The organism is Halorubrum sp. Boch-26 (genome assembly GCF_029889805.1).
Classification (GTDB): Archaea; Halobacteriota; Halobacteria; order Halobacteriales; family Haloferacaceae; genus Halorubrum.
This window is the reverse complement of the sequence record NZ_JARANT010000093.1, coordinates 1-10,992: the sequence shown is the minus strand read 5'-3', so window position 1 is coordinate 10,992 and position 10,992 is coordinate 1. Positions and strand designations below refer to the sequence as shown.

Sequence of the window (10,992 nt, the reverse complement as noted above, 5' to 3'; positions counted from 1 at the left end):
CGCGGCCGCGCGATCGAAAAGGTAGATGAGGCGGACCAGACCGACGACGAGTACGACGGCGTCGTCCGGAAGGGGGAGCCGGGTCGCGTCGCCGGCGACGTACGGCAGCCCTGTCTCCTCGCGGGCGACCGCCAGGAGGTCGGGGTCGGCGTCGACGCCCACGACGGTCGCGTCCGAGCCCGCCTCCGCGTCGAGGACGCGGGTCAGCTCGCCGGTGCCGCAGCCGGCGTCGAGGACGCGGCGGCGGCTCGACAGCTCCAGGTCCGCGATGGCCTCTCGGCCGTCGGCCCACATCCCCTGTCGGGTGTGTTCGAGGTACTCAGCGGAGAAGCGTCGCACGGCCCCGCGTTCGACGCGGGACGGATTAAACGTGCGGAACTCGCTCGTCGGGGCGCGGATCGGTTCACTCCGCGTCGTCTGCGTCGCCGTCCGCGTTCTCGCCGTCGGTCCCGAGTCCGACGAGATCAGCGACGAGCGCGGCGGTGACGCCGGCGCAGTAGCCGACGAACGCCCCGGTCAGCCCGACCGCCGCGAACGCCATCGTCACCCCGCCGATCGGCGAGTCGCCGGCGCCCACGCCCGGCACGCCGAAGACCGTCCCGACGACGACGAGCGCGGTGAAGACGACCGCGGGCACCGCGCCCACCGCGAGACACGCCGGGCCGCCGCAGCGCGCGTACCCGCCGACGGCCGCGATAGGCGCCGGCGCGTAAAACACCAGTAACGGCACCAGCCGATCGGTCAGCGCCGACGCGGCGGGGACGTTCGCGCGCTCGGCGACGACCGCGACCGCGAGCGAGAGCGCCACGACCGCGGCGAACCCGCCGACCATCGTGAGGGCCAGCCGGCGCCGCCGACCGATGAGAAGCGCCTCTGCGGTGGTCATACCTGCGGATCACGACTCTGAGTACATAAAGGCGCGTCGGACGTTATTAACTGAACTCCGCGGATCGGCTCCGTCCTCCCTCGTAACGGGTCACTCCGCGCGCAGTTCGCGGACGCGTTCGATGTTCCACGCGAAGCTCTTCCCGTTCTCCGTCGGCGTCTCCAGCGCCAGCGGCACGTCAGCCAGCTCCGGATGATTGACGATTCGCTCCATCCCCGCCTCGCCGATGTGGCCTTCACCGATGTGGGCGTGCTCGTCTTTGTTGGTGCCGCAGGCGTGCTTCGAGTCGTTGAGGTGGATGTATTCGAGGTGTTCTAACCCGACGGCGTCATCGAACTCGGTGATCGTCTGATCGACCGCGTCGGGCGTTGAGAGGTCGTATCCCGCCGCGAACGCGTGGGCCGTGTCGACGCAGACGTCGATGTCGGTCTCAGTGCGGTCGATGACGCCCGCGAGGTGCTCGAACTCGCCGCCGAGTTTCGTCCCGGCGCCGGCGTCGCTCTCGATCAGGATCGTGACCCCGTCGGGTACGTCCACGTCGTCGATCACCGAGGCGGCGTTGTCGAGGCCGCCGCCGACGCCGGCCCCCGTGTGCGCCCCGAGGTGGACGTTGACGTACGGGATGTCCAGCGTCGCGGCCGCGTCGACCTCCTTCTGCATCGAGTCGAGGGACTTCTCGCGGAGCCCCTCCTTCGGCGTACAGAGGTTGACGAGGTAGGAGGTGTGGATCACCCACGGCCCCTCCAGATCGCGCTTCGTGCCCTCGCGGAACTGTTCGGCCTCTTCGTCGCTGATGTCCGGATCCTGCCACACCTGCGGCGAGTGGGTGAATATCTGTCCGCAGTTGCCGCCGAACTGCTTCTGTCTGAACACCGCGTTCGCGATGTTTCCGTACGGGGGCGTTTCGGGATCGTTAGACGCTCTCGAACCGGAGATCGAGACGTGGGCGCCGAGCTTGAGACTCATACGGTTAGCAGGTGGTCGACTGAAAAAGCCCCTTCGGAAATCGAGCGGTCTCCTACCGGCCGCTTCCGGGTCGCGTCCGCACCCACTCGTCGTCGCGGTACTTCGTCTCGACGAGCTCTTGGGCCCGCGCGAGCTCCGCGCTCGACCACGACCCGTCGCGGTCGAGTTCGACCGCGCCTCCGTCGCGCTCCGTCTCGCCGTCGCCCTCGTCCCCGCTCACCCACGCGGCGAGGGCGGCCTCCACCGCCGCCACGGCGTCCGTCCGATCGATGTCGGCCAGCTCGTTCATTCCGACGACGCGCTCGCGGAATTCGTCGGGCGTAACGGGCGGATCGGAAAAGACGCCGAGGTGACGCTCCGCCTCGACGGCGAACGTCAGCGAACCGTGCTGGATCACGGCGTCGCGCTTGCGGTACTGCGCGTTGCCGGCGACCTTCCGGCGGCCGGTCGCGTCGCGGTCGTCGCCGTTTCCACCCGCACCCCCCGCCACCACGTCGTGAGCCGGATGCAGCTCCCGGAGGTAGCAGGCGGGGTGGTACAGCCCCGGCACCGACTCCTCGACGTAGCCCGCGTCGATCCCGAGGCGGCCGAACGCGTCGAGGACGGGCTCGCAGAGCAGGTGATAGCAGTCGAGCAGCTCGCCGGGCACGTCGGCGGCGGGCACCGCGATCGAGTAGGCGATATCCCCGCGCCCGTCGTGGTAGATGCCGCCGCCGCCGGTCTGCCGCCGGGTCACGTCGATCCCCTCGCGCTCGCAGACCGCCCAGTCGACCGTCTCCGGGGCCTGCCGGTAGCCGAGCGTGAGACAGCTCGGATCCCACCGATAGGTCCTGACCGTCGCGGGGCCGCCCGCCGCCGCCGTCTCGGCGGCGACCTCGTCGAGCGCCATCTGCATCGGCCCCGAGCGGGCCTCCTCCCGGATCAGCCGCCAGTCGCCCGTCGGCGCAGTCATGCGGGCCACTCCGCCCGCCGTCCCGAAAGCGGTTGCGCTCGGGCGGTACGGCGGCCGAAGTCGAATTTGCTATCGCGGAATGTGATTTATAAATTGATCTCGCGGAACGCGCGTCCCTTTTAGGAATCGCCGGAGTAAGGGCCGTATGGTTCGAAACGTGGCCGGTGACATGGCGGAGCTCGAGCCCGAGGACTTCTATCTCCTCTCGGGCGTCGAGCAGGGGATGCGGTTCTCGGAGTGGGTCCGTCGGGACAAGCTCCCCGACTACGCCGACCTCACGCGCGAGGAGGTCGACTACCGGATCGACCGGTGTCTCGACCGCGAGCTCATCCAGCGAAAGACGATCCAGTACGAGGGGTACCAGCTCACCTTCGAGGGGTACGACGCCCTCGCGCTCCGCACGTTCGCCGAGCGCGAGACCATCGACGGCGTGGGCTCGCCCCTGGGGTTCGGCAAGGAGGGCGACGTGTACGAGGCCCAGTCGTTCAAGCCACTCGCGTTGAAGTACCACCGCGAGGGGTACACCAACTTCCGCGAGGTGAACCGCGAGCGCGAGTACACCGCCGACCGCGACCACGTCTCGTGGATGTACACCGCGCGCAAGGCGGCCGAACGCGAGTACGAGGCGATGGAGGCGATGTATCCCGACGTGAGCGTGCCGCGGCCGGTCGACCACAACCGCCACGCCATCGTGATGGACAAGTTCGACGGCGCGGAACTCGCGCGCGCGAAACTCGAGCCCGAACAGGCTTCCGCGGTCCTCGATTTAGTCCTCCGCGAACTCGTGACCGCGTACGACCTCGGCTGGGTCCACGCCGACATGTCCGAACACAACGTCGCGGTCGCGGAGAGCGGCGTCACGATATTCGACTGGCCGCAGGCGGTCCCCGTCGATCACGAGAACGCCCGCGAGTTCCTCGAACGCGACGTCGCGAACCTCCTGCGGTACTTCAGCCGGAAGTATCCCCACGAGGTCCCCCGAGAGGCCGATATCGAAGGTATCGCCGCCGCTATCGCCGACGATTCGTTCGAGACGGTTCGCGCGTTCGCGGTTGAATAAATCGTATAGTACGATACGAAATCTGTCCGCCACGTCCGGAGGATCTTCGTCCGCTATGGTTCCCCCTCCGGGGAGTTTCCGTACCGCTGCGACGCGTAGAACCCGATCGCGTACATCCCGAACGCAAACGGGCCGACAGCGAAGATTCCGATCGAGAATATTCCGACCGAGAACACTCCGACTGAGAACACCCCGACAGAGAAGATCCCGGCGGACAGAACGCCGAGGCTGAAGTTCCCCGCTGCGAGGAATCCGAACGCCGTTTGTCCGGCGGCCAACACCTCGTATCCCGCGATTGTTTCGATACCGGCCACCGTCAACACCAGCGCGATTACCAGTAGGCCGATTGCCACGAGACCACCTGTGTCTTGCCAATTCGTTTTCATACACGAATATTCATTTAAGACACCCCTAATTATGCCGCAGATTCCATGTCACTGAGAATTAACACACCACGTAACATCTCCGTCCTTGTAACCGCCGGTCGGTCGACGGACGATCTGTTATATTTTACCGTAGTGCGGATCCGTCGCTTCGCGAAGACGTCCCCCGCGAGATCGAGAAGCGAGCCGTCGGGGCGTGGGTGAACTACTTATCTGCCCGGAATCTGGTCTAAGCGAACGTATTGCTGACTACTCCAGTCTCGGCGAGCGAGGATCGCGCTGGCGCGGCAAGCCGATCAAATCGATACCTCTCCCTACTCGTACGAAGAATTACCTAAAGTACAGACCTACACACGGTCCAGCTGTTCACCCTCATTCGGCGATTCACTCAGAGGTGGGAAACGCCGTGAGGTCGCTCACCGCGGCGGTAACGGTCACGCGGTCGGTCTCGCGGAGCCCGTCGCGATCCCGCTCGACGGTCACCACCTCACCGGAGTCGACCTCGACGCGCGCGTCGTAGCGGCGTCCCACGTCACTGACGTGTGTTACCGTTCCGCGCATCTCGATCGTTCCCGGTCGCTCGTCGGACGTCCCCCCATCGGTCGACGCGCCCGCCCGATCTGACGCGGTCCCGGTCCCGCTCGACGGCTCGTCGGACCGCGGTGCGGGCCTCATCGTCAGGTCGCTCGGGCGGACGTGAACGACCGCCCGGGACGCGCCGACGAGTTCGCTCGGCACGGTGTCGGCCGCGAGTTCGGTCCCGCCGATCCTCACCGTCGGCGAGTCGCCGCCGTCGACCCACGCCGAGAGTTCGTTCGAGCGTCCGAGGAACGACGCGACGAAGCGACTCGGCGGCGATTCGTAGAGTTGCCGGGGCGCTCCGGCCGCGACGACCGCCCCGTCGCGGAGGACGACGAGCCGGTCCGCGACCGACATCGCGTCCTCCTGATCGTGGGTGACGAACAGCGTCGTCACGCCGGTCCGCTGCTGGATGCGGACGATCTCGTCGCGGAGTCGCGCCCGGAGCCCCTTGTCGAGCGCCGACAGCGGCTCGTCGAGCAGGAGTACGTCCGGCTCGGGAGCGAGCGCGCGAGCGAGTTCGACGCGCCGGGTCTCGCCCCCGCTCAGCGACTTCGGAGACGCATTACGCCGGTCGGCGAGTTCGACCAGTTCGAGATACCTACCGACGCGCTCGCTTACCTGCTCGGCCGTGAGATCGCCGCTTTTCAGCCCGTACGCGACGTTCTCGCCGACGGTCATGTGGGGGTACAGCGTCGATCGCTGGAAGACGATCCCGACGTTTCGGTCCTCCGGCGGGACGCCGGTGACGTCGGTCCCGCGGAGCGACACCCGCCCCGCCGTCGGGTCGAGGTGTCCGGCGATCGCTTGGACGACGGTCGTCTTCCCGCAGCCGCTCGGTCCGAGCAGCGCGACGAGCTCCCCGTCGTCGAGGGCGAGCGACACGTCGTCGAGGGCGCGCTCGTTCCCGTACCGATGGCTCAAGCCGTCGAGTTCGAGGGTCATTGCTCCACCACGGTCGGAACCCCGGCGAACCGCTGTACCGTGGCGACCACGACGAGCGTGATCGCCAGCAGCGCGAGCGCGAGCGGGACGATCGCGTCGATGCCGCCGGCGATGAAGTCGACCCAGATGCGCGTCGGCATCGTCCGGGGGTTGTACGCGACCATCATCGTGGCGCCGAACTCGCCGATGGCCCGCGCGAACGTGAGCACGATTCCGGCGACGATCGCTCGGCTCGCGAGGGGGAGCGACACGCGTCTGAACGTGGCTAGCGGCCCGTATCCGAGCGACCGGGACGCCTGTTCGAGGCGCTCGTCGACGGCGCCGAACCCGGCGCGAGCGGTGATCACCACGAACGGCGCGGCGACGAACGTCTGTGCGAGGACGACGCCGAGGAGACTGTCCGTCAGCGGCAGCCCCACGCGCGCCGCGGCGGCGCCGATCGGCGTGAACCGGCCCACCACGCTGAGCAGCATCGCACCGCCGACGACCGGCGGGACGACGAGCGGGAGCACGACGAGCGCCTCGATGAGCCGCTTTCCCGGGAACGTCTCGCGTGCGAGGACGTACGCGAGCGGAACGCCGAACGCGGTCGCGATCGCGGTGGCGGCCGGCGCGGTGAGCAGCGAGTTCCGGACCGCCGTCCGGCTCGCCGTCTGCAGCAGGGTCTCGACGACGGGGACCGAGCCGATTCGGCCGAGAAACACCGCGAAGGGAAGCGCGAAGTACACGAGCAGGACCCCCCCGAGGCCGCCGAAGACCAACAGCGGCGGCACCCGCCGGGAGCCCGTGACCGAGCGGGTCGCATCGACGAGGCTCATCCGCCCGTCACCTCGGCCGGAACGTCGCCGTGCGTTCTCGGGAATCCCTCCGTCTCGAACCCGTTTTCGCGGAGGGGACCGCCGGCGTTCGCGAGGAACCGGACGAACTCGCGTCCGGCGGCCGGCGAGTCCGCGCTCTCGAGCACCGTCGCGTTGTACACGATCGGCCTGCCGGTCGCCGTGTACCCCTCGTCCGTCGTGTACGAGACCTCGGCGTACCGGTCGGCGTACTCCGGGTTCGAGAAGTCGTACGCCTCCGGGAACGCGTGAAACGGAAGCCCGTGGTCCGCGGCCATGTTCCGGTAGACGACCGCGGCGGCGCGCTTCCCCGTCTCGACGCCGGCGAGCAGCTGCGGCTCCTGCGGCTCCCGATAGGCGGCGTCGGCGACCGCCTCGGCGAAGCCGTCGAGCCCATGTTCCCGCTCGGCCAGCCGGAACGCGTGGATGGCGCGGTATCCGAGGGGGTCGAGGTCGGGGTCGCTTATCGCGAGGTCGCCCTCGTCCGCGTCGCGCGCGACCTCGTACCACGGGTCGCCCGCCTCCAGCCGTCCTCCGAACCGCGTGTCGGGGGCGTAGGCGATGCCGACGGCGTTGGACGCCAACGAGACGTCCCACGTGGTATGCGTGTCGTAGAGCCGATCGCGCAACAGATCGGCGTCCGCGCTCACGACCACGTCGGGATACTTTCGGCCGTCCTTTACCATCCGCATCACCGCGTTCGTGCCGTAGTACTCCCCGCGACAGCCGATCCCCGTCTCGGACTCGAACTGCGTCCCAAGGTGATCGTCGACGAGGACCGCGAGGCTCCCGGCGGCGAGGACCGAGACGGAATCGCCGCCGCCGAGCCACCCGGCGGCCCCGAGTCCACACCCGGCGGAGAGCGCTGCGAGGAGCGACCGTCGGGAACGCGATTGCATGTAGACTCCTTCAGCGACCAGCGGCATATAACCTACTCTCGTCACTATTCTGTGAGATGTAATTTTTATAGGTTACTTTATCGGGTGAATTCACGCCGCTTGCGACCGCGTTTGATTACAACGCCGAACTGAAAGGGCACCGTCCGCCGATCGCGGTCTCGAGACGGCCCTCGTGGCATACGGGTTCAGATCGGTTTCGACTGCACTGTCGGCGTGCGAGCGACGCCGCACTCGACCGACCTGATCCGTCGTCCCCTCGGCGAGCTCGCGGAACGCCCGCGCCGGTTCCGAGTCGCCGTCGGAGACGACGGGCTCGCCACCTCTCGTCTCTCTTGCATCGCGGGATCGGGATCGTCGTTCCCTCGGACCGATCCGGAGCGTTGCAGTTCCTCTCCGGGTACGCCTCCCGGCGTGAATCCCGGGCGACTTCGCTTGACAGAGGCGGTTCGGATCCGGTGAACTCCCCGTCTTCGGGCGTATTTTCGACGACTGCGGCCGGTCGTTGTCGGTCACAATTCGGGTGTCGAGGAGAATACGTATGTGTGTGTGTATCACATATCAACGTTCTTGTTTGTATGTACTCACAACTCGGCATGGTATCCAACGGGCGGCTCCGGCTCGACTTCGTCTGTGTTCACAATGCGGGACGGAGCCAAATTGCGGCCGCCTTCGCCGAGCGCGAGCGCGCTGAACGAGGCTTGGAGGGTGTCGTTGAGATCCATTCGGGCGGGACAGATCCGGCCGAGACCGTCCACGCGGAAGTCGTACGGACGATGGACGAGGTCGGGATTGACATCGGCAGCGAGACCCCAACGCACGTTGCCGACCTCGACCAACTCAGGGAGAGCGACTACCTGATTACGATGGGCTGTTATATCTCGGAGTTCAATCCCGCCCGGTACGGCGTCGAGTCGCTCGAATGGGACCTCACGAATCCCGACGGACGGGATAGAGAGACCGTCCGCGGGGTTCGAGACGAGACCGAGACCAGAGTGGAAACCCTGTTCGACGAAGTCGAGCGACGTGCCGAAAAAGAGCGCGCATCAACGGACTCGTCGGGCGGAATCGTTGCGGCGCTCCGAGATACCCTGTCTATTTAGCTCGAACACGGACGCGTGAGAATCTCGTGTTGATCGCAACCGGCTCAACACGTCGTCCCGTGAACCAGATCTGCTCGTTTACCGGGCGTCAGCTCGCTGCGAATGCGTCTAACTAACAGCCGTAAGGACTCGATACCTCCAAACGCGATCTGTCTCGGACTCGGTTCCGGAAGCGAGCGCCGGGTGAGTCACCGTTGACTCCGCCATCGGATCAGCCTCGCGCGCCCCGCACGCCCCCACCCGTTCCACGCCGAGACGGAGACGCGTTCTCCCATTTCGAACCGCGTCTCTCGTCGCTCCTCGCGCCGACGTGACCACTGTCGACTTCTCGCTCCGAGATCGTGGGCCGCCGCCGCTTCCCCGGTCGGCTGCCACCTCGACCGCTCCCGAGCGACTCTGCGCGCAACCCGCTGTGCCGGACGCGCGTTTAGGCGGGCCTAAGATTCGAAACTACTTTAATTCTTTAGGGTAGCCTAAACATATGGAACCAGACGCGGACCGACCCGCCGCGACGCGACGCGACGCGCTCAGGCACTGCGGGACCGTCGGGGTGGGACTGCTCGCCGGGTGTACCGGGGCGGACTCGGAGCCGAATGGGTCTGAAGCCGACGACGGCTCCGCGGGCGATGGGTCATCGGGCGACGGGTCATCTGGCGAGGGCGATTCCGGCGACGGTGACTCCACCGAGTCGTACACGGCGGAACTGGCGCCGGCGGGGGAGGTCGCGTTCGACGCGGTCCCGGAGGACGTCATGGTGTACAGCCTGCTGTACGCCGACTTGGCGGTCGCGCTCGGTCACGGCGACGCGGTGAACTCGCTCGGGTTCGACGCGGACGCCGGTGGGAACACGCTCGACGCTTACTACGCCGGGCTCGACGGCGTCTCCTTCGACCGCGAGGGGCTCGCGCAGCTCAACACGGGCTCCGGCGGCGGTATCTCCGTCGACCGCGAGCTCCTCTACGAGCTCGACTCCGACCTCCATCTCGCGGATCCGTGTCTGTTCGTCTCCTTCGACGGCTGGAGCGAGGACGACGCGGCCGAAATCCGCGACAACGTCGGGCCGTGGTTCGGGAACATCTACAGCCGGCGTCACTCGGAGCCGCCGGAGCCGTGCCGCGACGAGTACGCGTACTACACGCTCCCCGAGATCGGCGAGCGCGTCGCCGCCGCCTTCCGCGAGGAGGAGCGCTTCGCCGCGCTCGACGCGGTCCGCGAGGATCTGATCGAGACGGTCCGAAGCGACCTCCCGCCCGCCGAGGAGCGGCCGACGGTCGCCGCGCTCCTCTACATGGACGGGACCTACTACCCCTCCCGGACCGACGTGCCGGGCTTCGCGAACGCGCACATCCGTCCGTTCGACGTCCCCGACGCCTTCGCCGCGGACGAGGTCACCTACGAGACGGCCTACGACCACGAGCGGCTGCTCGAAGTCGACCCCGACGTCGTCCTCCACCAGTACGGGATCGCCTCCTACTACGACGTCGGCGGGGTCCGCGAGGATCTCGCCGACCATCCGGTCGCCGGCCGGCTCTCCGCGATCGAGAACGACCGCTTCTACCCCTCCGGCGACCCGGTGCAGGGGCCGATCATGAACCTGTTTCAGCTGGAGATGACCGCGAAGCAGCTGTTCCCGGAGCGGTTCGGCGAGTGGCCGGGATACGAGTACGGCGACGACTACCCGGAGATACCGGCGAGCGAACGGCTGTTCGACCGCGACGAGGTCGCCGCGATCGTCTCCGGAGGGGCCGAATGAGCGCCCCCGTCGATCACGACGTCGTCGTGGTCGGCGGCGGGCCCGCGGGCTGCTCGGCGGCGATTTTCGCCGCCCGCGAGGGCCTCGATGTCGCCGCCTTCGACCGCGGCCGGTCGTCGCTCGCGCGCTGCGCGCACTTGGAGAACTACCTCGGATTCCCCGCCGGTATCGACGTCGAGACGTTCACCGACCTCGCGCACGCCCACGCGGAGCGGGCGGGGTGCTCGATCGTCGCCGACCTCGTCGAATCCGTCGACCGCCGGGAGAGTGACGACGCGGCCGGCTTCCGCGTCGCGCCGCAGGAGGGCGAGCCGGTCACGACCCGTCGCGTGATCTCGGCGACGCGGTACGGCGCGGAGTACCTCCGCGGGCTCGACGACGACGAGGCGATGTTCGCGGTCCACGAGCACGGCGACGAGACCCACGAGGGCTTCGACCGCGAGTACGCCGACCGCGACGGGACGACGCCGGTCGACGGGCTCTACGTCGCGTCGCCGTCGACGGCCGACCGCCAGGTCGTCACGGCGGCCGGCCGGGGCGCCCGCGTCGGCAAGCGGGTCGTCGCCGACGCGCGGGCCGGCGATGGCTGGTGGCTGGTGGGGGCTGATGGTGTGGGGTGGCAGCGCGACGAAG

General features: G+C 67.9%; 12 protein-coding genes. 4 read left to right on the top strand and 8 right to left on the bottom strand.

The window, feature by feature from the left end:
• The 4 genes from OQF71_RS12055 to OQF71_RS12040 all read right to left on the bottom strand — a co-directional run.
• Nucleotides 1-339 (bottom strand): methyltransferase domain-containing protein (locus OQF71_RS12055; RefSeq protein WP_280587961.1); only part of this gene is annotated, 339 nt, incomplete at its 3' end.
• Between the two features lie 64 nt (nt 340-403).
• A complete protein-coding gene (locus OQF71_RS12050; RefSeq protein WP_280587960.1) occupies nt 404-886 on the bottom strand; it encodes a hypothetical protein in 483 nt (160 codons plus the stop codon).
• A gap of 90 nt (nt 887-976) precedes the next feature.
• Nucleotides 977-1,852, bottom strand: coding sequence for a deoxyribonuclease IV (locus OQF71_RS12045; RefSeq protein WP_280587959.1), 876 nt, complete (start codon nt 1,850-1,852; stop codon nt 977-979).
• Nucleotides 1,853-1,904: 52 nt separating this feature from the next.
• Nucleotides 1,905-2,804, bottom strand: coding sequence for a biotin/lipoate A/B protein ligase family protein (locus OQF71_RS12040; protein WP_280587958.1), 900 nt, complete (start codon nt 2,802-2,804; stop codon nt 1,905-1,907).
• A gap of 145 nt (nt 2,805-2,949) precedes the next feature.
• Between OQF71_RS12040 and OQF71_RS12035 the strand changes: the two genes are divergently transcribed.
• Entirely contained in the window at nt 2,950-3,864 is a 915-nt protein-coding gene (locus OQF71_RS12035; protein WP_280587957.1) for a serine/threonine-protein kinase RIO2, read from the top strand.
• A 53-nt stretch (nt 3,865-3,917) separates the two neighbouring features.
• Here OQF71_RS12035 and OQF71_RS12030 read toward each other — a convergent pair whose 3' ends face one another.
• From OQF71_RS12030 to OQF71_RS12015, 4 genes are all read right to left on the bottom strand, one after another.
• The gene (locus OQF71_RS12030; protein ID WP_280587956.1) at nt 3,918-4,250 is read right to left on the bottom strand and encodes a hypothetical protein; all 333 of its coding nucleotides are present in this window, start codon (nt 4,248-4,250) and stop codon (nt 3,918-3,920) included.
• Between the two features lie 381 nt (nt 4,251-4,631).
• Complete coding sequence (locus OQF71_RS12025) at nt 4,632-5,771, bottom strand: ABC transporter ATP-binding protein (RefSeq protein ID WP_280587955.1); 1,140 nt, start codon at nt 5,769-5,771, stop codon at nt 4,632-4,634.
• Entirely contained in the window at nt 5,768-6,589 is an 822-nt protein-coding gene (locus OQF71_RS12020) for an ABC transporter permease (RefSeq protein ID WP_280587954.1), read from the bottom strand. The genes OQF71_RS12025 and OQF71_RS12020 overlap by 4 nt, the downstream gene beginning before the upstream one ends.
• Complete coding sequence (locus OQF71_RS12015; RefSeq protein ID WP_280587953.1) at nt 6,586-7,506, bottom strand: extracellular solute-binding protein; 921 nt, start codon at nt 7,504-7,506, stop codon at nt 6,586-6,588. Before OQF71_RS12015 ends, OQF71_RS12020 begins: the two co-directional genes overlap by 4 nt.
• Nucleotides 7,507-8,099: 593 nt before the next feature.
• On the opposite strand from OQF71_RS12015, the gene OQF71_RS12010 reads away from it, so the two are divergent.
• The 3 genes from OQF71_RS12010 to OQF71_RS12000 all read left to right on the top strand — a co-directional run.
• Nucleotides 8,100-8,606, top strand: coding sequence for a low molecular weight phosphatase family protein (locus OQF71_RS12010; protein ID WP_280587952.1), 507 nt, complete (start codon nt 8,100-8,102; stop codon nt 8,604-8,606).
• A gap of 481 nt (nt 8,607-9,087) precedes the next feature.
• Nucleotides 9,088-10,359 carry an ABC transporter substrate-binding protein gene (locus OQF71_RS12005; RefSeq protein ID WP_280587951.1) on the top strand — a complete coding sequence of 424 codons (1,272 nt, stop codon included), beginning with the start codon at nt 9,088-9,090 and terminating at the stop codon, nt 10,357-10,359.
• Nucleotides 10,356-10,992 (top strand): FAD-dependent oxidoreductase (locus tag OQF71_RS12000; RefSeq protein WP_280587950.1); only part of this gene is annotated, 637 nt, incomplete at its 3' end. The genes OQF71_RS12005 and OQF71_RS12000, both read left to right, overlap by 4 nt.

Bases quoted from the DNA above. Each gene is read 5' to 3' on its own strand.
- OQF71_RS12005 (WP_280587951.1), top strand. From the start codon at position 9,088: ATGGAACCAGACGCGGACCGACCCGCCGCGACGCGACGCGACGCGCTC.
- OQF71_RS12010 (WP_280587952.1), top strand. From the start codon at position 8,100: ATGGTATCCAACGGGCGGCTCCGGCTCGACTTCGTCTGTGTTCACAAT.
- OQF71_RS12020 (WP_280587954.1), bottom strand. From the start codon at position 6,589: ATGAGCCTCGTCGATGCGACCCGCTCGGTCACGGGCTCCCGGCGGGTG.
- OQF71_RS12050 (WP_280587960.1), bottom strand. From the start codon at position 886: ATGACCACCGCAGAGGCGCTTCTCATCGGTCGGCGGCGCCGGCTGGCC.
- OQF71_RS12045 (WP_280587959.1), bottom strand. From the start codon at position 1,852: ATGAGTCTCAAGCTCGGCGCCCACGTCTCGATCTCCGGTTCGAGAGCG.
- OQF71_RS12015 (WP_280587953.1), bottom strand. From the start codon at position 7,506: ATGCAATCGCGTTCCCGACGGTCGCTCCTCGCAGCGCTCTCCGCCGGG.
- OQF71_RS12025 (WP_280587955.1), bottom strand. From the start codon at position 5,771: ATGACCCTCGAACTCGACGGCTTGAGCCATCGGTACGGGAACGAGCGC.
- OQF71_RS12040 (WP_280587958.1), bottom strand. From the start codon at position 2,804: ATGACTGCGCCGACGGGCGACTGGCGGCTGATCCGGGAGGAGGCCCGC.
- OQF71_RS12035 (WP_280587957.1), top strand. From the start codon at position 2,950: ATGGTTCGAAACGTGGCCGGTGACATGGCGGAGCTCGAGCCCGAGGAC.
- OQF71_RS12030 (WP_280587956.1), bottom strand. From the start codon at position 4,250: ATGAAAACGAATTGGCAAGACACAGGTGGTCTCGTGGCAATCGGCCTA.